This window comes from Propionispira arboris (assembly GCF_900109225.1).
GTDB classification, from domain to species: Bacteria; Bacillota; Negativicutes; order Selenomonadales; family Selenomonadaceae; genus Propionispira; species Propionispira arboris.
Genome location: NZ_FNZK01000020.1, coordinates 22,484 through 44,196, shown reverse-complemented (window position 1 = coordinate 44,196; position 21,713 = coordinate 22,484). Strand labels below are relative to the sequence as shown.

19 protein-coding genes and 3 riboswitches are annotated in these 21,713 nt (G+C 39.3%); all 19 genes read left to right on the top strand.

Going from position 1 to position 21,713, the window contains the following annotated elements; genetic code table 11:
- Positions 1 to 5: 5 nt before the first annotated feature.
- The 19 genes from nikA (at position 6) to meaB (ending at position 21,660) form a co-directional block, all read left to right on the top strand.
- Positions 6 to 1,589 carry a nickel ABC transporter substrate-binding protein gene (gene nikA, locus BMY14_RS16810; protein WP_091834383.1) on the top strand — a complete coding sequence of 528 codons (1,584 nt, stop codon included), beginning with the start codon at positions 6 to 8 and terminating at the stop codon, positions 1,587 to 1,589.
- A gap of 48 nt (positions 1,590 to 1,637) precedes the next feature.
- On the top strand, positions 1,638 to 2,567 hold the full coding sequence (gene opp1B / locus BMY14_RS16805; protein ID WP_091834469.1) for a nickel/cobalt ABC transporter permease: 930 nt from the start codon (positions 1,638 to 1,640) through the stop codon (positions 2,565 to 2,567).
- A gap of 1 nt (position 2,568) precedes the next feature.
- Positions 2,569 to 3,414, top strand: coding sequence for a nickel/cobalt ABC transporter permease (gene opp1C, locus BMY14_RS16800; protein WP_019554079.1), 846 nt, complete (start codon positions 2,569 to 2,571; stop codon positions 3,412 to 3,414).
- A complete protein-coding gene (locus BMY14_RS16795; protein ID WP_091834381.1) occupies positions 3,411 to 4,229 on the top strand; it encodes an ABC transporter ATP-binding protein in 819 nt (272 codons plus the stop codon). Before opp1C ends, BMY14_RS16795 begins: the two co-directional genes overlap by 4 nt.
- Complete coding sequence (locus BMY14_RS16790) at positions 4,223 to 4,987, top strand: ABC transporter ATP-binding protein (RefSeq protein ID WP_091834378.1); 765 nt, start codon at positions 4,223 to 4,225, stop codon at positions 4,985 to 4,987. The genes BMY14_RS16795 and BMY14_RS16790 overlap by 7 nt, the downstream gene beginning before the upstream one ends.
- A gap of 100 nt (positions 4,988 to 5,087) precedes the next feature.
- Positions 5,088 to 5,261, top strand: coding sequence for a metal-sensitive transcriptional regulator (locus BMY14_RS20930; RefSeq protein WP_245741462.1), 174 nt, complete (start codon positions 5,088 to 5,090; stop codon positions 5,259 to 5,261).
- Positions 5,225 to 5,413, top strand: a complete 189-nt coding sequence (locus BMY14_RS20925) for a metal-sensing transcriptional repressor (protein ID WP_245741461.1) — start codon at positions 5,225 to 5,227, stop codon at positions 5,411 to 5,413. The genes BMY14_RS20930 and BMY14_RS20925 overlap by 37 nt, the downstream gene beginning before the upstream one ends.
- A gap of 233 nt (positions 5,414 to 5,646) precedes the next feature.
- Positions 5,647 to 5,827: riboswitch (cobalamin riboswitch) on the top strand.
- A gap of 422 nt (positions 5,828 to 6,249) precedes the next feature.
- Positions 6,250 to 7,284 (top strand): sirohydrochlorin cobaltochelatase, encoded by a 1,035-nt coding sequence (locus BMY14_RS16780; RefSeq protein ID WP_091834376.1) that lies wholly within the window; start codon positions 6,250 to 6,252, stop codon positions 7,282 to 7,284.
- 15 nt (positions 7,285 to 7,299) lie between these two features.
- Positions 7,300 to 7,481: riboswitch (cobalamin riboswitch) on the top strand.
- 180 nt (positions 7,482 to 7,661) lie between these two features.
- Positions 7,662 to 8,687 (top strand): ABC transporter substrate-binding protein, encoded by a 1,026-nt coding sequence (locus BMY14_RS16775; RefSeq protein ID WP_091834373.1) that lies wholly within the window; start codon positions 7,662 to 7,664, stop codon positions 8,685 to 8,687.
- A 73-nt stretch (positions 8,688 to 8,760) separates the two neighbouring features.
- A complete protein-coding gene (locus BMY14_RS16770) occupies positions 8,761 to 9,636 on the top strand; it encodes an ABC transporter ATP-binding protein (protein ID WP_091834370.1) in 876 nt (291 codons plus the stop codon).
- Positions 9,633 to 10,658 carry a FecCD family ABC transporter permease gene (locus BMY14_RS16765; RefSeq protein ID WP_091834367.1) on the top strand — a complete coding sequence of 342 codons (1,026 nt, stop codon included), beginning with the start codon at positions 9,633 to 9,635 and terminating at the stop codon, positions 10,656 to 10,658. Before BMY14_RS16770 ends, BMY14_RS16765 begins: the two co-directional genes overlap by 4 nt.
- Positions 10,659 to 10,748: 90 nt before the next feature.
- Entirely contained in the window at positions 10,749 to 11,381 is a 633-nt protein-coding gene (locus BMY14_RS16760; RefSeq protein ID WP_091834364.1) for a MotA/TolQ/ExbB proton channel family protein, read from the top strand.
- Positions 11,368 to 11,775 (top strand): ExbD/TolR family protein, encoded by a 408-nt coding sequence (locus tag BMY14_RS16755; RefSeq protein WP_091834361.1) that lies wholly within the window; start codon positions 11,368 to 11,370, stop codon positions 11,773 to 11,775. Before BMY14_RS16760 ends, BMY14_RS16755 begins: the two co-directional genes overlap by 14 nt.
- Before the next feature lie 5 nt (positions 11,776 to 11,780).
- Complete coding sequence (locus BMY14_RS16750) at positions 11,781 to 12,554, top strand: energy transducer TonB (RefSeq protein ID WP_091834358.1); 774 nt, start codon at positions 11,781 to 11,783, stop codon at positions 12,552 to 12,554.
- 107 nt (positions 12,555 to 12,661) lie between these two features.
- On the top strand, positions 12,662 to 14,662 hold the full coding sequence (locus tag BMY14_RS16745; protein ID WP_091834354.1) for a TonB-dependent receptor plug domain-containing protein: 2,001 nt from the start codon (positions 12,662 to 12,664) through the stop codon (positions 14,660 to 14,662).
- A gap of 158 nt (positions 14,663 to 14,820) precedes the next feature.
- Positions 14,821 to 15,002: riboswitch (cobalamin riboswitch) on the top strand.
- 197 nt (positions 15,003 to 15,199) lie between these two features.
- Complete coding sequence (locus BMY14_RS16740; protein WP_091834351.1) at positions 15,200 to 16,162, top strand: L-lactate dehydrogenase; 963 nt, start codon at positions 15,200 to 15,202, stop codon at positions 16,160 to 16,162.
- Positions 16,163 to 16,197: 35 nt separating this feature from the next.
- On the top strand, positions 16,198 to 18,351 hold the full coding sequence (locus BMY14_RS16735) for a methylmalonyl-CoA mutase family protein (protein WP_091834349.1): 2,154 nt from the start codon (positions 16,198 to 16,200) through the stop codon (positions 18,349 to 18,351).
- Positions 18,351 to 20,537 carry a methylmalonyl-CoA mutase gene (scpA, locus tag BMY14_RS16730; protein WP_091834347.1) on the top strand — a complete coding sequence of 729 codons (2,187 nt, stop codon included), beginning with the start codon at positions 18,351 to 18,353 and terminating at the stop codon, positions 20,535 to 20,537. Before BMY14_RS16735 ends, scpA begins: the two co-directional genes overlap by 1 nt.
- Complete coding sequence (meaB, locus tag BMY14_RS16725; RefSeq protein ID WP_091834344.1) at positions 20,530 to 21,660, top strand: methylmalonyl Co-A mutase-associated GTPase MeaB; 1,131 nt, start codon at positions 20,530 to 20,532, stop codon at positions 21,658 to 21,660. Before scpA ends, meaB begins: the two co-directional genes overlap by 8 nt.
- Positions 21,661 to 21,713: the final 53 nt, after the last annotated feature.

Sequence of the window (21,713 nt, the reverse complement as noted above, 5' to 3'; positions counted from 1 at the left end):
ATTTTATGAAAATAAGAAGTGTAGTTTTTTGCGTTATATTATTGTGCTTAACTTTTGCCGTTTGTGGGTGTGGCAGTGAAAATGATAGATTGTCAAAAAATGAATTAGTGTATGCTAGTACCAAAGACATTCGGGATATTAATCCACATTTATATGGCGGTGAAATGGCAGCACAAGCTATGGTGTTTGAGCCATTGGTATATGATACAAAAGATGGAATAAAACCGGGGTTAGCTGAAAGCTGGGGAGTATCAGCAGATGGTCTTAGTTATACATTTCATATTCGTCAGGGGGTAAAATTCACGGACGGAGAAGATGTGAACGCAGAGGCAATTAAACTGAACATTGATGCTGTTTGTAAAAACAAAGAGCGACATGCGTGGCTGGATATGGTTAATCAAATTGATCATGGAGAAGTTATGGATGCATATACATATAGACTCGTTTTGAAAAAACCATATTATCCTACGTTAAAAGAATTAGCTTTGTCCCGTCCATTTCGTATGATATCGCCAAAGTGTTTTAAAGATGGTGATACGAAAAATGGAGTTAATGGTTATGCTGGTACGGGTCCTTATATATTAACGGAACATAAAGACAAGCAATATGCTATTTTTACGAAAAACAAAGATTATTGGGGAGATCAAGCAAAATTTGAAACGATTAAATGGCAGGTTATGCCAGATCCTCAAACCATTTTATTGGCTTTAAAAAAGGGTGAAATCGATTTATTATTTGGCGCAGATGGAGATATGGTAGATTTAGATTCTTTTACAGCATTACAAAAAGAAGGAAAATATGCTGCTATGTTGAGTGAGCCAGTTGCATCGCGGGCAATTTTAATCAATGCACATCGTCCGATTACTTCTGATCGTCAAGTGCGAGAAGCTTTTCAATATGTTGTCAATAAAGAAGGGATCGCAAATGGTGTATTAAATGGAACAGAAACCGTTGCGGATACACTATTGTCACCAACTGTTCCATATTGCAATGTACCTCTAAAAGCTAGAAATTACGATCTGGATAAGGCAAAACAACTATTGAATGTAGCAGGTTGGAGTATGAATGAGGATGGGTATCGTTATAAAAATGGCAAAAAAATGGTTGTTACCTTATATTTTAATTCTAATAACGCGCAAGAACGAACCATTAGTGAGTATATTCAAAGTGATATGAAAGCAGCTGGTGTTGAACTTAAAATTATTGGCGAAGAAAAACAGGCATTTTTAGATAGACAAAAAAATGGTGATTTTGATTTACAATATTCTTTATCGTGGGGAACACCATATGATCCACAGTCATATCTATCTTCATGGCGGATTCCAGCCCATGGAGATTATCAAGCGCAATTGGGACTGGAAAAGAAAAAATGGCTTGATGATGAAATAGGGCTTACATTAGTGGAACCTGATAAGGATAAACGGCAGTTGAGATATAATGAAATACTAACCTATATACATCATGAATGTGTATATTTACCTTTGACGTATTCTCGTACCAAGGCAGTTTACATGCCTAAACTAAAAGGTGTTGGATTTAATCTATCACAATATGAAATACCTTTTGAAAAGATGTATTTTGAGAAATAAAGTATGGGTTTTGGCCGAAATTGTGATGATATGCAGCGAGGTGCATTTATGCGAAATTATATGATAAAGCGCATTCTATGGATTTTGCCAATGCTGGTAGGAATTTCATTTTTTGCCTTTGTACTTATTACGTTGAGTCCTGGTGATCCGGCAGAGGTTGCGCTTCGTGTGAATGAAATCGTACCCACACCTGAAGCGATTGCATTAATGCGGGAGCAGTTAGGACTCGATAAACCGTTTTTCACACGATATGTGGAGTGGCTGTTGGCTGTGGTTCAAGGTGATTTTGGTAACAGCTATGTCAATAATAAATCGGTTTTTCAGGAATTTATCATGGCACTGCCGGCAACGCTTTATTTGTCGGCAGTTGCACTCATTTTTATCATTTTTATCAGTGTCCCGATTGGCGTATTGTGTGCTGTTTATGAAGGTAGTATGGGAGATATATTTGTTCGAGTTTTTATTTTTTTAGCAACAGCAATGCCTGGGTTTTGGGTGGGCTTACTGTTGATTTGGTTGTTTTCGGTTCAATTAGGCTTATTCCCAACAAGTGGTATGCAAGCAGCAAATTCTGTTGTTTTGCCAGCGTTTACTCTAGCACTAACGTATATTGCAACCTATATACGGTTGATTCGTAATAATATGATTGAAAACAAGCAAGAAAATTATGTGACTTATGCAAAAGCACGAGGATTAAAAGAGAGCATAATCTACCGGCATATTTTTAAAAATTCTTTAAATGAGGTCTTAACAGCACTTGGAATGTCTATTCCTAAATTAATTGCCGGAAGTGTGATTGTAGAGAATATTTTTGCCTGGCCGGGGGTAGGCCGCTTATGTGTATCGGCGATTTTTAATCGCGACTTTCCCATTATTCAGGCTTATGTTTTAATGATGGCAGTACTTTTTGTTATATGCAATCTTATAGTGGATATTTTAAGTGCTTCGCTAGATCCGCGGATAAGTCAGGATGGATAATATGAATGTGTGGCAAAAGTTAAAGAAAGATAAAATGGCATTGCTATCATTAGGCATTATAGTTAGCATAGTATTCATTGGTATCTTTGCACCCTTTTTAGCACCCCATGATCCGCTGGCAGCAAATATAAAAATAAAGTTTGCAAAAGTCAGTTTATCATATCCGTTTGGGACTGATCAGTTAGGCCGTTGTATTTTATCTCGCTTAATATATGGTATTCAAACAACGGTATTTTTGTCAATTGTTACGATGCTTCTGACCATTACAATTGGTGTATTGCTTGGACTGATGGCCGGTTATTTGCGAGGAATTGTTGGTGAAGGAATTCTGCGCCTCTGTGATGTACTGCTTTCTTTTCCCAGTGAAATCATGATTTTAGCTATTGTTGGTATGCTTGGGCCTGGAATCGGAAATGTAGTAATGGCAAATGTAGCCTCTAAATGGGCCTGGTATACAAGGATGATTCGATCGCTTGTTCTCGAATATTCTGATGAAAATTATATTCGTTTTGCAAAAGTAGCAGGATATAGTAAGCGTTATATTCTTTGTAAACATTTATTTCCGACGATTTTGGGCAAAGTTTTGGTTCTTGCAACATTAGATACAGGCTGGGTTATTTTGAATATTTCAGCACTTTCTTTTCTTGGATTAGGAGTACAAGCTCCTACGCCTGAATGGGGTATGATGCTAAATGAGGCAAAAAATATTATGACAATTCGTCCTTCTTTGATGTTAGCACCAGGTCTTGCAATTTTAATTGTTGTTGCGGCCTGCAATTTTCTCGGTGATAGTCTGCGTGATGCACTTGACCCGAAGCATAACCAAATAAAAGGGATGAAGTTATGAATTTAATTGAAGCTTATAATCTTAGTATATCGAATAGCCTAACGGGTGAACTCATTGTGGAAAATCTTAGTTTCCATATAAAAAGGCACACTTGTCTTGGTATTGTTGGGGAAAGCGGTAGTGGTAAATCTATGAGTATGAAGGCGATTTTAGGCTTATTGCCATCTTCCCTTAAAACAACAGGCTGTGTTCGTTTTGGCGATATTGAAATGATTGCGGCAAAGCAAGAAACATTGCGTAAAATTCGCAGTAAACATATTTGTCTGATTTTACAAGATGCGATGACAGCGTTTGACCCACTTTCGACAATGGGGGAACAAATAATAGAAACCTTTTGCGAAAACATGAACTATACGTCATGTGAGGCGAAGAAAGTCACTCTGGAAGTTTTAAACAAAATGATGATTCATGATCCGCTTTTAATCATGCAAAGTTATCCGCATCAATTATCTGGAGGAATGTTACAACGCTGCATGATTGGGTTGGCAATGGCGTTAAAGCCAGAAATTATTATCGCGGATGAGCCCACAACAGGATTAGATTCGATTAATCAGCGAAATGTATTAGCTGAGTTTAAACGTTTGCGTGAAGAAGGCATGACTTTGATTTTTATTTCCCATGATCTTGGCGTAGTAAGGTATTTAGCAGATGATGTATTGGTTATGCGACATGGTCAGTGTATCGAATATGGTGAAGCAGCAAAGGTGTTTACTAACCCTGATCAGCCTTACAGCAAATATTTGGTTGATACTCGTAAAAGCTTGACGAAAGTCTTTGGAGAATTGATCAATAAAGGGGCAGCGACGTCATGTTAAAAGTAGAATCGGTGTATAAATCTTATAAAAAACAAAATTGTTCAATCTTTTCTAGTAAAAAACAGGAGATTTTACACGACATTTCATTTCAGCTTCAGTGTGGTGAATGTCTAGGTTTAATTGGCGAAAGTGGTAGTGGAAAAAGTACACTGAGTCGATTGATTTTGAATCTTGAAAGACCAGATTTTGGTAAAATTACAATGGAGGGACAGCCAATACAAAATTGGCTAGAAAGCCATCGTGGTGAAATGAGTGTTGTTTTTCAAGATTATACAACATCGATTAATCCTTTTTTCACAATTGAGGAGAGTGTTGCTGAACCAATACGCAGGTCTAAATGTAAATATGACAAACAAGTCGTTGCTGCAATGGTTTTGCATTTACTAGAGAAAGTACAATTGTCCAGTCGACTGCTGATGCGTCATCCACATGAATTAAGTGGTGGGCAATTACAACGGGTATGTATAGCTAGAGCGATTGCCACACAACCTCGTTTTGTTGTATTTGATGAAGCTCTTAGTTCATTGGATGTATCGGCTCAAACGCAAACTTTATTGTTGCTTAAACAGTTGAAACAAGAAATGAATATGTCCTATTTGTTTATTGCGCATGATTTACCAACAATTACAAGCCTTTGTAATAAATTGTTATTCTTATCTAAAGGTAAGATTGTTGAGAAAATTGAAGTGCAGAAGATTTCACAAGTCCAAACTCCCTATGCAAAAAAACTGCTTGCTTCTGTCCTGCCTTTTGATTAAGGCCAGGCTGGCAACATGTGATATAATAAAATGATTCTTATGATACATTATGGTTTGTAATTCTATGCATTATTATTTTTAAATAGTAGAAGGTGTCTAAATGGAAAAACAGGAACATCAACATATAGGGGAAGATGGAACCATTGTTATACATACACATGCGCATACGCATACTCAGACAAAAGCTGTTTTAAATAGAATGTCTCGTTTAATCGGACATATGGAATCTATAAAAAAATGGTTGAAAATGGTCGTGACTGCAGTGAAGTTTTGATACAATTATCGGCAGTTAGTTCTGCTTTACATGGTGTAAGTAAAGTAATTTTAAAGGATCATATTGAACACTGTATTGTTGATGCGGTCAAAACAGACGATAGAGAAGTATTGGAAAATTTAAACAAGGCCATTGATCGGTTTATGAAATAAAAAAATAAGGAAAACAAAAACCTTCTTTGGTAGCAAGTGTTTAAATACATGAAACTGCTTGCGATGAAAGGTGAAATCAGATCATTTTTTAATTTTTGTTGTTTATTTACGCAAAAAACGTTAATATTTTTGCATATTATGTATAAAACTAATTGAAATTTTATTATTATACAATTCTTGACAATATAGAATGATAATGATAGTATAAATAGAGAAATTGATTTACCGATAATTTCATATCGATTGAATTGGGTGTCCGAAAGGACTTAATAGGGAAGTTGGAGAAATGCCAACGCGGTCCCGCCACTGTATTAGGGAGTGAATCCACAAAATGTCACTGAAGTAGAAACTTTGGGAAGACGTGGAGGAACAATGATCTAGAGCCAGGAGAACTGCCCAATTAACAGTCACCGTTAGACCCGCGAGCGATGGGAAGGGGATTTATAGGAATACAACATATTAAGCCTATGAGTCTCGACAATTGTCGAGATTTTTTTATGTTTGTGTTTTTATTTATGAAAAATAAAGACCTCTTTTTGTTTGCGCAAAAAGAGGTCTTTTTGTCAGCTTAATACTTGTCGAAAAGTTTTTCCTGTTTAGTAGCTTTTACAGGAGAATATTACTCATATATTTTATGCCTTGAAGTACTTACATGTTCCAATTTTTTTGGAACATGCCTTTTTCAAGAAGAGTTGCAGATGCAGCTTTCAGATATTTCGCAAATGTAATGGTTTAGACTATATGGAGGTGAACTGTATAACCAAGATAGCTTTATTTGATGTTACTAGAGCAATAACTTTAATAGCATGTATTTATTTATTTTAGGAGGAAAAATAATGAAACAAAATTGGAAAAAAGTGCTTATCACATCTCTGGCTTGTGCAGCTTTTGTGGGTGTGGGAATGACAACGAGTTATGCAAGTTATGAACTGAATCCAGAGGTTAAAGATGCAACACCAGCGTTAAAACAGGCAGCAGAAATTGGGGTTCGTGTTTTTGAAAATCCCGAAATGAAAAATTTAGCAAACAAAGATGCCATCGTTGTCATGAGCTTTGGTACAACCTTTAAAGAATCGCGTAAGGCAACCATTGAAAAAACAGTTGCAGATATTCAAGCAGCACATCCTGATACGAAAGTGGTCTTAGCTTTTACTTCTCACATTATTGTTGATCGCATTCAGGCTAAAGAAGGTATTAAAATTCAAACACCAGAAGAAGCTTTAACTGCTTTAAAACAAGATGGTTATACTCGTGTAGCTCTTACGTCACTGGATCTGATTCCGGGAATGGAATATGCATATGATAGTGCAATTTTTGACTTATACAAAACAGAATTTAAAAAAATGACATTGGGAACATCTTTGATGTATTGGACCGGACAGGAAAAACAAAGAGATGATGTTACAGAATTCTTAAATGCATTCAAAACAGAATTTCCTAAAACAGGGAAAAAAGATGCTGTATTAATAATGCAGCATGGTACACCGCATCCAGGTAATGCGTATTATTCAGTTATACAGGCTCGCATTGATGAAATGGGAATGAATAATGTGCTGCTGTATACGGTCGAAGGCTGGCCAAGTTTAGAAACGATTATTCCAAAATTAAAAGCCAAAGGAATTAATCATGTTACATTGATTCCTGGTATGATGGTTGCCGGTGATCATGCGAATAATGACATGGCGGGTGCAGAACCAGATTCACATAAATCTATTTTAGAAAAAGAAGGCTTTAAAGTAGATACATATATTCATGGTGCAGGCGAAAATGAAAATGTTCGGAAGCTTTTCGTTGATCGTGCGAATGAATCATGGAATGCACTAGAAAATGAAACAGTTAAACCTGTAGTTCATCATATGCAGAAAAAATAAGAATTAAATTTTAAATTTAATAACATGGAAACAGGTGTCTGCAAAGACTTAATAGGGAAGTTTGGTGTAAAGCCAACGCGGTCCCGCCACTGTATTAGGGAGTGAATCCACAAAATGTCACTAAAGCACAAACTTTGGGAAGGCGTGGAGGAATGATGATCTAGAGCCAGGAGAACTGCCTGTTTAACAATCACCATTTGACCTGCGAGCGATAGGGATGGGGATTTTGCACGAAATATTTCTATTTATTTACGTATGAAAATCCTGACATAGTGTCAGGATTTTTTTATTTTATTCCTAGTATGAAGAAAACAGTAGGGCATTTTCCTCTAGTCGTGTAAAGAGCGTGTTGTTTCTATAAAATGGAGGAATGTCAAATGATCAAAAAAGTTAAGCAGAAATATGGAAGAATTCTATTTGTATTGTTTTTGTGTATGATTGCGGGCGGATGTCAAAGTGATAACTCGTCTATGATTGTAAGCAAAGAAGCTTTGGATACATCTTATGAAGTTGTGGATGCGCAGGGAACTGTCGTAAAGTTAAAGGCAAAACCACAGCGAATTGTAACATTTTCAATTGGAACCGATGAAATTGTGTTGGGACTTGTACACCCCAAACGCATGGCGGCGATTAATGAAAATCTGGACGACCCTCAGTCTTCAAATGTTGTAAATCTTGCCAAACAAATACCACAAAAGATACCACGTAATCCGTCTGTTGAAGCAACGGCAGCTTTGCGACCTGATCTTGTGATTGTTCCAAACTGGATACCATTGGAAAATATAGCGGCCTTGCGCGATCTTGAAATTCCTGTACTTGTTTGTAAAACCCCAAAAGGAATCAAGGATGTACGCGCTTCCGTAAAACTTATTGCACAGGCAATCGGGGAACCGGAGCGTGGGGAAAATATTTTAGCACAAATGGATGCAAAGATTGTGGAGATTGAAGAAAAAGTAGCACGGGTTCCAAGCGAACAAAAAAACAAAAAAGCAGTACTCATATCCATTATGGCATCGTATGGTGGCAGTGGGTGTACGTTTGATGATATGTGTAAATATGCCGAAGCGGTTAATGGCAAGGCGCTTGCAGGCAATAAAAACGGGCAATCTATGAGTAAGGAACAGCTTGTAGCACTCAATCCCGATTTCTTGTTTTTGCCGTCATATCCGGGGGGATCTTCTCGTGAAGATGATTTTGGGCAGGAATATGTAAGAGATCCTTCCCTGCAAACGATGACGGCAGTGAGGGAAAAGCATCTTTGTCGGCCATGGGCCCGTTATATTTATAATGTATCTCAGAATATGGTATTTGGTATACAAGAGACGGCCTATGTTTTGTATGGCGATGATTTTAAGCAGCCGCATACATGCCATATTTCTGCGGTAGAAGAGGGCAGCCATTAAGTAAAGTGCCAAAATTTATAAGATAAAGGATTCATTTGCGAGAATAATAGCTGAGATTGGTGGTTGAAAAAACATGGCTACAGAGGTGGTTGTAAAGGTTAAAGATATAAGTGCCGGGTATATGAAACAGCCTGTATTAGATAAGGTTTCTTTTGCTATTAATAAAGGTGAAATGGTTGGCTTGATTGGGCCGAATGGCGCAGGCAAAAGCACCCTTTTAAAGACAATGAGGGGATTTTTGCCTGTGCTAACAGGTTTAGTGGAAATAAATGGACGAAAAGTACAGGAGCTTACTGCACATGATTTTGCCTGTCAGGTTGGCTATTTACAACAGTATGCAGAGATTGCTTTTGGTTATACGGCAAAAGAGATTGTTCTTGCAGGGCGCTATCCACATTTAAAATGGTGGCAGAAAGAAAGTGCAAAGGATTGGAAAATTGTTCGTGCTTGTATGGAATATACAGGTGTGTTGGATCTTGCCGATAAGACGATGCATGCGATCTCAGGCGGGCAGCGTCAACGTGTACTTTTGGCGAAGGTTCTCGCGCAGCAGACACCAATTCTTTTCCTTGATGAACCGACAACCGGACTGGATGTTTTTTATCAGGAAGAAATTTTTTGGTTTTGTCAAAATATGTGCCGGGCTGGTAAAACTGTGATAATGGTTGTACACGAATTGGCACTTGCTGCCCGATTTTGTTCTCGAATCATACTTGTGGGGAACGGCGGTGTGATCGCCAATGGTTCGGCTGATGAGGTTCTCACGGAGGAACATCTGAGTCAGGCCTATGGTGTGACCGTAAAAGTCGTCAAGAATCCGTTAACAGGCAATATTGAGGTGTTTACGGTTCATGCGGATAGAGATATTTCCATGGAAAGACTTTTATATAGAATTGATGCGGTGAATACAGTTACGAATGAATGCCAAAGCGAGGAGCAATTTAGATGAAAAAAATGACAGTTTTTTTTCCTCTCTTATTTGTGTGTTTCTTTATAATTTCTCTTATTTCATTATCCTGGGGGCAAATAGATATTCCGTTTGAAAATATTTTAGCAATGCTATGCCATGAATTGCATATTCCGCTTTTTGCAGATGTTCCCTTTACACCAGAACAGCAGGCAGTGCTGTATCATATTCGTATGCCGCGTACGCTTGTCGGCCTTCTGGTTGGGGCTGGACTGGGGGCATCCGGAGCGGTTATGCAGGGGATTTTTAGCAATCCACTGGCGGATCCAGGAATAATTGGCGTTTCGAGTGGGGCATCTGTTGGTGCCGTTATTGCAATTGCGTTAGGACTTACGGAGCTCAGCATGTTCTACATGCCGCTTTTTGCCTTTGCCGGCGCACTTTTAGCTGTGACACTTACGGTGTTTTTAGCAATGCGTCATGGACGTATACCAGTTATGACCTTACTTTTGTCTGGTGTTGTCGTTGGCATGCTGCTTGGGGCCATGACATCAGGGATATTGACAATGATGAATGAACAGAAAATGCAGCAGTATTTATTTTGGACAATTGGTGGCCTTGACTATAGACGATGGGAACATGTATTTTTGGCGGTGGGGCCTATCTGTGGTGGGATTGGTGTAATGCTTCTTATGGCACGTCACTTAAATATCCTTGTGCTTGGTGATGTGGAGGCCAAAGCTGTTGGCATGCCAGTGATGCCTTTTCGATTGTTTTTGCTGATTATAGCTTCACTAACAACAGCGACGGGGGTTTGTGTGAGTGGTAATATTGGCTTTGTCGGTCTTGTTGTGCCGCATATGATGCGTATGCTGGTTGGGCCGGATCATCGTCGTCTCCTGCCAGCGAGTATTATTGCCGGAGGTACATTTCTCGTGTTGTGTGATACGATCGGGCGGATTATAATGCCGCCCATTGAGATACGTGTAGGGGTCATGACAGCTGTTTTAGGAACACCGTATTTTCTCTACTTGTTGCGGCGAACAAGAAATATGAGCCGTTGAGCAGATAAAATGAAACCAAAGAAAAACATTGACGAATACAAGCATATAAGAGTTTAACAGGATCTATAGAGGAGAAGGAGTTTGGTAGAGATGGATTTTATAATGCAGGGCGTGGAATTTTTTCACAAGGGTGGATTTGTTATGTATATATTGCTGTTGTGTTCGATTTTTGTTGTAACAATCGCAGTAGAACGGAGTTTATATTTTCAAAAGGCTGACTCTGGACGAAAATTTTCACGAGAATTTTATTTGTTATTGGCGAATGGAAAGGTCGACGAAGCTAAAAATATGGCACATACAGCACCAGGTACTTTAGCAGGGATCTTGTACAGTACGATGATAAAAATGGAGAAAAATACACGGCATGTTTCTGCTTATATGGAAATACAGTCGGGTATTGCACTGTCAAAATTGCGTAGCCGACTTTACTATTTAAGTGTGATTGTAACGATGGCACCATTGCTCGGACTACTTGGAACGATTAGCGGGATGATTTCGGCTTTTAGCATATTTAATTTGGCGTCGGGACAGGCAATGGCGATTACGGGTGGTATTGGTGAAGCCCTTATTGCTACGGCAATGGGGTTGTGTGTAGCAATGATTTCATTAGCAGTACATGCGTATTTCATGCAGCGCATTGAACTTATTATAACGGATATGGAACAGTGCTTTTCTATGCTGGAAAATCAAAAAGAGCAGGTGAAAGACTATGAGACTGCGTGATCGTCGTATCTTTATAAAGCCAGAAGTCATGATTATTCCGATGATTGATATTATGTTTTTTCTATTGGTATTTTTTATGTTGAGTACACTCTATATGGTGAATCTGAAGACCATTCCTGTTGATATGCCAAAAGCCGATCACGCGGAGATGCAGACGAGTGTAACGTATCTCGTTACAATGAAAAAGGATGGTTCACTGTGGCTCGAAGATAAAGAAATAGATGAAAAGACTTTGCTTGTACAAGCAAAAAACGAAAATAAAAAAAATCCAAAGTTTGCACTGGTGCTGCGGGCAGACCAACAACTTGATTATGGTAAAATTGTCGTTTTTCTTGATCATTTAAAGGCACAAGGAATCCTGCACTTTGGTTTGGCAGCAGATTCCGGGAGGTAAGAATAATGCAAGATAATTGTAAAAACGAGCGGATTGCCATAAGTGTATCACTTTTACTTCATAGTATTGTGTTTATACTTATTGCTTCGACGGGTTTTTTTTTGTATGTAGGACAGCCGCAAAAACAGGTGATGGATGTAGCAATCTATGATGCCGAAGAAAAAAGTGGATCATCAGGGAGCGGATCACCGGAATCAGAGGCCTCTGGAACGGTCTCAAATTCGGAAATTGTAATGAACGCAGATACGAAGAAGCCATCTATTTCTGAATATTATACGGAAAAAGCACAAAAATCCGAACAGCAGGAAGAACAACAAAAAGGCAATTCTCAGGCAGTGTCCAGCCACAATGATGCAGGAAGTGGTTCTTCTGATAAGGCGAGTGGGCAAGGTATTGGAAAAGGTGAGGGTAACAAAACAGGGAATGGGAATAAGGGTACAGGAAATGAAAACGGATCAGGGAGCGGTACCGGAAACGGTGATGACAATGCAAATGCTTTGAGGCCCCAAATTCCACCACAGCTTATAACTGCTGCAGCGGTTTCCTATCCGAGAAATTTGCGTAGTGAAGGTATTGAAGGGCAGGTTGTGCTCAAAATGATTGTGGGTACAGATGGCAGCGTTGAGAGTGTGTCACTTATAGCTTCTTCGGGTTACGATGAGATGGATCATGCCGCTGAAGCGGCTGCGTATCAGTATCGTTTTTCACCGGCAGAAAATAGCGCTGGCGATCCGGTGCGTTGTGGGGTAAAACGTACATTTCAATTCAACTTGAATTGAAAATTATATATATGGAAGTAAAACATTTTATAAATTGTGAATGTATTAACGAATACGGCATTATATAAAAAAGAGTCTGCTGTATGAGGAAAGAGAGGGGTTTAAAGATGAAAAAGAAAAAATATTTGTGTATGGTCATTGCCTGTGCTTTGGCAGCGGGGGCAACGACTGGCTTTGCGGCAAAGGCACAACAAAAAATAACGGCAGAGCAAAAGACGAAGGATACGATTGATGAGTATGCACTCGATGAGGTTGTTGTTACGGCAACACGCAGTGAGAAAAAAGATACAGATGTTCCAGCGGCTACAATTGTAATTACCGCAAAACAGATTAAAGCGAGCGGAGCAAAAAATGCAGCGGAAGCACTTTCAAAGGTTAATGGTTTGGTGTATAAATCATTTGGACCAATGGCTGCATCAATGGGGTCTATGATCAATGAAATCAATATTCGCGGAAACGGGAATGGTACATTGGTACTTATTAATGGAAATCCGGTTTCATGGCGTGGCAAGTATAATATTGATGCAATTCCAGCGGAAAGCATTGAGCGTATCGAAATTGTCAAAGGTGGTGGTTCCGTACTTTATGGCAGTGATGCAATGGGGGGAACTGTGAATATCATTACAAAAAAAGGTGTGGCACTGAATCAGGTGAGCACCGGGTTTGGCAACTACGGTCAGCAAGCGTATAACATGAATGTTGGTGATGAGAACTTCAGTGTAAATTATAATCTTGATAAATGGCGCAAACTTGATGGAATTAGCGAAGCGGATGTGGATTCTGTAAAGTTTAATGGAAGTACACGCACCGATATAAAGGATATTGAAAAAGAAAATATCGGGTTTAACTGGAAAATTAATGATCATTGGGATGTACTGTATAACAATTACCAAACAAAAGCTACATATAATCGTTATGTTGATCGTGTAGATCATACAACTTCAGGTATTAGCAATGGTGATATGTTTAATGGCAGAACATATACAACAGATCAGCATGTGAGTCAGATTCATTTTCATGACGGTGATTGGAAAGCCAGTGGGTATTTTAATACAGGAACGGTCGAATCCTATGGTCCTACTTATATTAGCAGCACAGGAGCAAAGACGCCAAATGGATGGTATAATACGCGTGAAAAAAATATAACCTATGGAGTTGATGCGCAAAAGAGCTGGCATGTTAGTGATAAAGTCACCGCAATTTTTGGAATGGATTTGCAGCGTGAGAGTTATCAGTATCTTTATACACCTCAAAACACCATGTATAAAGACTATTTCCGCAACAACTGGGGTATATTTGGTCAGTGGGAGCAAGCCTTTGATAAGAACAATACGGGTATATTCAGTGCCAGAGAAACATGGACATCCGCAGCAGCGGGTGATAATAATTACAATAATTTTAGTATGGCTGGGCAGTTCATTCATAAGCTGGATAAAAGTAATAGTGTTTATATGAGTATCGGTCAGTCTTTTATTATGCCGACGTTTGCGCAAATGTACGGTGCCAGTGATACTGCAATTCCAAATCCAGGACTTAAACCGCAAACTGGCGTAAATTACGAAATTGGCTGGAAGAAAAATGCCGATCGACATAATTGGAAGGCAGCCCTTTTTCATACTGATATCAAGGATAATATTTCCGCAATCTGGAATAAAAATAAGGCTGCATATACCTATTCAAATGAAGATTTTAAGAATACGGGTGTAGAACTTTCTTGTGATATCACAGGGGAAAAAGGTTTTTCCTATAATTGGGGTGTGACCTGGCAGGATCCACAGAGTAAAAGCACAAAAAAAGACTATTGGGATCGAATGTTCGGACGATTACAGCTTACCGGTGGAGTTACCTATAAAAAAGAAAAATGGCTGTCATCTATTACAGGCTCTTATCTGAGCGGACGTGTACAGACGCCATCAAGTGAACATTCATTTGCGACAAAACCGTATTTTCTTACAACATTAAACACAACATACAGTCCAGATGCAGCAAATGAGATTACGTTTACAATTGATAACGTTTTGAATCGTGAAGACAATCTCTCACATTCGAGTTCTACTTATTATAGTGCTCCCATTAACTATATGTTGAAATATACGTATAAATTTTAAAAAAATTTAAGAGGTCTTATAATATACATTGCAGACTAAGACACTATCATATAACGATCACACATGATAAAATTTTGCTTGTCAGAGTTGTTGACAAGCATTTAGTGAAGTGATAGGATAGATTTGAGTTATGAAACAATAAGTTCATAATTTAACAATTGAATAATGTTGAAACAGGTGTCCGAAAGGACTTAATAGGGAAGTTGGATAAAATGCCAACGCGGTCCCGCCACTGTATTAGGGAGTGAATCCACAAAATGTCACTGAAGCATAAGCTTTGGGAAGGCGTGGAGGAGCAATGATCTAGAGCCAGGAGAACTGCCTGTTTAGCAATCACCGTTAGACCCGCGAGCGATGGGAAGGGGATTTATAGAAATACTTTTAAGTACCTATGAATCTCGGCAATTGTCGAGATTTTTTTAGTTAAGTGTTTTTGTTTATTGAAAAAAGACCTCTTTTTTGCGCATGTGAAAAAGAGGTCTTTTGTTTGCGGAAATAGCGATGAAATTAGTTTAAAATGGGAGGAAACGAATATTTATGGTAAATAAAGGGAAAATAGTGATTATTGGAACGAGTAATGTAGGGTCAGCAGTATTAAACAAATTAATGGATTTTCAATTGGCTTCAGAGATTGTCTTAATTGATTTAAATGAAGAAAAAGCAAAAGGCGAAGCGTTGGATGCCAGTCATTCGACATCTTGTATATATAGTACAAATATCAATATTCGTGCTGGTTCATATGCCGAGTGTAAGGATGCGGGTATCATTATCATTACGGCTGGTCCAAGTATTCGTCCGGGAGAAGAACCGGATCGACTTCGCCTTGCTTATGTGAATACAAAAATAATGAGCAGTGTCATGACGGAAATCGTAAAATATACCAAAGATGCAATGCTGCTCATTATTACGAATCCATTGGATGTTGCCACCTATCATATATCAACAACCTTTGACTATCCTCGTGAAAAAATAATTGGAACAGGTACCTTATTGGAAACGTTCCGATTTAGAAGGATTTTAGCGAATAAATATCATGTGGATACGAAAAATATTCATGGGTATGTTCTGGGAGAACATGGAAATTCTGCTTTTCCGGCTTGGAGTACAGTAGATGTTGCAGGTCTTGGTCTGGAACATTTGGATGAATATTTTCATCTTACCGAAAAGTTGGATCGCACAGCAGTGGAAAAGGAAATCGTTCAAGTCGCTTATGATGTAATTAATTGGAAAGGGTTTACGAATACAGGGATTGCGATGGCAGCTTGTCGTTTTGTGAAGGCAATTATTTATGATGAACACACGATTTTACCGATGTCAGCTGTTTTGGAAGGTGAATATGGTATAAAAAATGTGGCCCTCAGTATACCACGCATGCTTTGTTCAACAGGAATTGTTCGTTCTTTTGAAATTCGTTTGGCCAATACGGAACTACAGCTTTTACATGCTTCAGCGAAGAGTGTTCGTTTAGCTCTTGATAGTTGCACACGTTTAGATTCGTAAAAGAGAAGAAGCTAAGTCAGAAAGGATTGTGGAAAATGACAGCAGAAAAAAACAAAATAGAAAACCCCGAGGTCCTGTTTGATGAATTTGATCCACCAACGTATGAAAGTTGGAAAGAAGAAGCCACAGCACTGCTCAAAGGCGGAAGTTTTGAAAAAAAACTTTTTACAAAAACTTATGAAGGAATTACTTTAGCACCAATTTATACAATGGAAATGGCACCAAATTCAGGTGATATATCCAATTTTCCAGGAACTGAAAATTACTTGCGTGGTACCAAAGTCGGTGGTTATATAACGCAAGCATGGGGAATTTCACAGCAAAGTGATGAGATTTTGCCAAATAAATTAAACGAACTATTGAAACATGAATTAGATAAAGGCTCAACGGTCCTTAACATTGCTCTGGATGATAGTACGCGCCAGGGGAAAAATGCAGAAGCTATTACAAAGGAGTCCATAAAAAAAGGCGGAGTATCTTTAACAACATTGCAAGATGTTTATGAAGCTTTATCTGGAATTGATCTTGCTGCTCATGGTGTTTATATTCATACCGGAGAATCCAGTGCTTCAATCGTTGCTATGATTTGTGCCATGATGCAGGCAAATGGCGAAACAAAAGATAAGCTTCATGGAATCATTGGTGCAGATCCGATTGGTGTATTGGCCGAAAAAGGCTGTTTATCAATTTCAGGGGATGTACTTTATTCTGAAATGGCGGAGCTTATAAAATGGACCGACAAAAATAAAATGAACCTTCGCACGATACTTATTCAAGGGCAGGTTTATAATAATGGCGGCGCATCTGCAGTGCAAGAACTTGGCTTTATGCTGGCGACCGCAATTGTTTATATTCGTAAACTGCAAGAACAGGGACTCGATATTAATCGTATTGCTAAAAATATTGCGTTTAGTTTTGCTTTGGGATCGAATTTCTTTATGGAAATTGCTAAATTACGGGCAGCGAAAGTTCTATGGGCTCAAATTGTGCAGAGCTTTGGCGGTGATGCAGAATCTCAAAAAATGGTAATTCATGCTAAAACAGGGCTGTTTAATAAGACGACATATGACCCTTATGTGAATATGCTACGTACGACAACGGAAGCTTTTTCGGCAGCAATTGGTGGCATTGATAGTTTGGAAACAACACCTTTTGATGCTTGTATGCAGCTGCCCGATGAATTTTCTCGTCGTATTGCCCGTAATGCGCAATTGATTTTACAAAATGAATGTAATTTGCGGCAGCCAATTGATCCGGCTGGCGGTTCGTGGTATGTCGAAACCTTGACGCAGCAAGTTGCAGATAAAGCATGGCAGGTCTTACAAGATATTGAAAATAAAGGCGGTATGGTGCTAGCCTTGCAAAATGGTTTTGTGCAAAAAGACATTCAGGACGTATTGTCACAGCGTTTTAAAAAGCTGGCGCAGCGTGCAGACCGGGTCGTTGGTGTCAATATGTATGCGAATGCAATGGAACCAGTGATTGAGAAACGGAAAATCAATGTGGAAGAAATTTATCAAACAAGGGCTCAATCGGTAAAGTCATTTTTAGCAGATATCGATGAAACATACAAAAATATCAGTTTAAGTGAATTAACCAATGCAAGGGAAAATGCAAATTTCATGCCGATGCTGGAGCAGGCTTTTGCCGCAGGAGCGACTTTAGCTGAAGTTACAGCCGTACTTAACCGAAAAAATACAGGGATAAAGATCGAGCAAGTTGTTGAAAAACATCGTTTTAGTGAACAGTTTGAAGCATTGCGTAATAAAGCGAGGATTTATGAAAGTGAACACGGCGAAAAATTAAAAGTTTTCTTATGTAATATGGGAAATATTCCGCAGCATAAACCGAGGGCTGAATTTAGTACAGGATTTTTTGAAGTCGGTGGTTTTGAAGTTTTGAAAAATGATGGTTTTATGACAACCCAGGAAGCTGCCAAGGCAGCCGTGGATTCGGGAGCTTTTGCTGCAATCATCTGTTCAACCGATGATACATATCCTGAGCTTGTGCCACCAACGACAAAACAAATTAAAGCTGCAAAACCAGATATGGTTGTTATGGTTGCGGGAATGCCTGCACCAGAATTTGTGCAGTCATACAAAGATTCTGGTGTAGAGGAATTTATTCATGTACGAGCAAATTGTTTGCAGGTTCTGACCTGGATGCAAATGAAAGGGGGCATTAAATAATGCAGAAAAATCCTGATTTTACAAAAATTTCTTTGAATCAGAAAGTTGAAAAGGAAAGTTTTGCTGAATGGAAAGATCGTTTGGAGGCACAAACCGGCAAGAGTTTTAAAGAATTGTATCAACGAACTATGGAACAGATTGATTTGAAACCGCTTTATACAGGCTTTGATTTGGCAGGTATGCATCATTTGCATTATATGGCAGGCATTCCACCATTTCTGCGTGGACCATACCCTAGTATGTATGTAACTCGTCCTTGGACAGTACGTCAATACGCTGGTTTTTCTACGGCAGAAGAATCAAATGCTTTTTATCGCCGCAATCTTGCCGCCGGGCAAAAAGGACTTTCGATAGCCTTTGACCTGGCGACACATCGCGGTTATGATTCCGATCATCCAAGGGTTGTTGGTGATGTTGGTAAAGCTGGCGTGGCAGTTGATTCAATTTTGGATATGGAAATTCTTTTTTCAGGAATTCCACTGGATAAAATGTCTGTATCAATGACGATGAATGGTGCGGTTTTGCCAGTTTTAGCTTTTTATATCGTTGCAGCTGAAGAGCAGGGTGTTAAAAAAGAAGTGTTAGCCGGAACGATTCAAAATGATATTCTTAAGGAATTTATGGTACGTAATACATATATTTATCCGCCAATTCCATCCATGCGTATTATTGGCGACATTTTTGCTTACACATCACAGAATATGCCGAAATTTAATAGTATTAGTATTTCCGGATACCATATGCAAGAAGCAGGTGCTACGGCTGATATTGAACTCGGCTATACGCTCGCCGATGGTCTGGAATATATTCGAACTGGCGTGAATTCTGGTCTTAATGTTGATGCGTTTGCCCCACGTCTGTCCTTTTTTTGGGCTATGGGTAAAAATTATTTTATGGAAGTTGCCAAAATGAGGGCGGGTCGGTTGTTATGGGCCAAAATTATCAAACAATTTAATCCGCAAAAAGCCAAGTCAATGGCACTTCGTACACATTGTCAGACTTCAGGCTGGAGCCTTACGGAGCAAGATCCTTATAACAATATTGTAAGAACTTGTGTAGAAGCTATGGCTGCTGCTTTAGGCCATACACAGTCTTTGCATACCAATGCATTAGATGAAGCGATTGCACTGCCAACGGATTTTTCTGCTCGTATTGCGCGTAATACACAGCTTTATCTGCAAGATGAAACGAAAATATGTAAGGTTGTTGATCCATGGGGCGGATCCTATTATGTGGAAGCTTTAACCCAAGAACTTGTTAGAAGTGCCTGGGCACATATTCAGGAAGTTGAAAAATTGGGTGGAATGGCAAAGGCTATTGAAACTGGTTTGCCCAAAATGCGTATTGAAGAGGCTGCAGCTCGTCGGCAGGCACATATTGATTCGCGTGATGAAATGATTGTTGGTATTAATAAATATCGTTTAGAACATGAAGATCCACTTGATATTTTGGCGGTTGACAATGTAGCTGTACGATTGTCACAAATTAAACGTCTCGAAAAGCTCAGAGCAAATCGGGACAATGATACAGTACAGTCTTGTTTAGAAGCTATCACAAATTCAATGGAAACTGGTCGGGGAAATCTTTTGGAATTGGCTGTGGAGGCTGCTAGAGCCAGAGCCAGTTTGGGCGAAATTTCGGATGCAATTGAAAAAGTCAGTGGAAGGCATAAAGCGGTCATTCGATCTATATCAGGTGTATACAGCAGCGAGTTTGCTGATAGTAATGAATTTCAAAGAGTTCGCAAAATGACGGATGAATTTGAAGAGCATGAGGGGCGTCGGCCACGTATTATGATTGCTAAAATGGGACAAGACGGACATGATCGAGGAGCAAAAGTAATCTCCACGGCATTTGCTGACTTAGGATTTGATGTTGATATTGGTCCTTTATTTCAGACACCAGAGGAAACAGCACAGGATGCTGTTGATAATGATGTCCATGTAGTGGGGATGAGTTCCTTAGCTGCTGGACATAAGACACTGCTGCCACAACTCATTGAAGAATTAAAAAAACGCGGTCGCGAAGATATTATGGTTTGTATAGGTGGCGTTATTCCAGCGCAGGACTACGAATTTTTATACAAAAGTGGAGCCGCCGCAATTTTTGGACCAGGTACAGTGCTTCCGATCGCAGCCGGAAATATTCTTGAAAAATTGAAGGAACAACTGCATTGGAATGAATGATGTATATAAGCCGGATTGGACCCCAGCCAATGCAGGCAAAGAATTTGCTTGTGATGTTATGAAAGGGGTTCAAAGTAGTCACGATGGAATGACAAATTTTGCTGCGACAACGGTAAGAAAATCTGTTTCTGTAACCAAGCGTGACAAACTTACGGTAGACGATTATGTACAAGGCATTTTAGCGGGAGATCGGATGCTGCTAGCTAGAGCAATCACTTTGATTGAAAGTAATTCACCGAAACACATGGAGCTGGCACAAGCTGTATTACAGAGAATTTTACCTTATTCGGGAAATTCCATTCGAGTCGGAATTACGGGCGTTCCCGGTGCCGGGAAAAGTACCTTTATTGAGGCTGTAGGTTGCATCCTCTGTCAAAAGGGGCATAAATTAGCTGTTTTAGCGGTTGATCCGAGCAGTAGTATTACTCGGGGCAGTATCTTAGGTGATAAAACGCGTATGGAGAATTTATCGCGTGAAAAAAATGCTTTTATCCGACCATCGCCCTCGGGTGGTACCTTGGGAGGTGTAACTCGAAAAAGTCGTGAAACTCTGCTTTTATGTGAGGCAGCCGGGTATGATATCATTTTGGTGGAAACGGTTGGTGTAGGACAAAGTGAAATTACGGTACGCTCCATGGTGGATTTCTTTTTATTGGTTGTTTTAACAGGTGCCGGTGATGAACTGCAAGGCATGAAAAAAGGCGTTATGGAAATTGCCGATGCAATTTTGGTAAATAAAGCCGATGGTGATAATAAACAAAAGGCCGAGATGGTGAAAGTCGATTATGAACGAATGCTTCATTATCTGAGGCCAGCAACGGAAGGGTGGCAGACCAAAGCCTATACCTGCTCAGCTGTAACAGGAGCAGGTATAGCCGAGATTTGGCAGGTGATTCATACATTTCGGGATAAAATGATGGAAAATCATGCTTTTCTTAACCGCCGGAAAGTTCAAACGCTGGAGTGGGTTTATGCTATGGTTGAAGATCATTTACGCAGTGTTTTTTATCAAAATGCGAATGTTAAAGCGAATCGTCTCTTTATCGAAAACCAGGTGGCGGCAGATCAGTTATCGGCAACCATGGCCGCACAAAAACTTATTGATGCGTTTGAAAAATCTTGAAAATAAAATTTAAAAACAAGTGCCGGTGATGCAGGGAGAGAACTGCATCACTG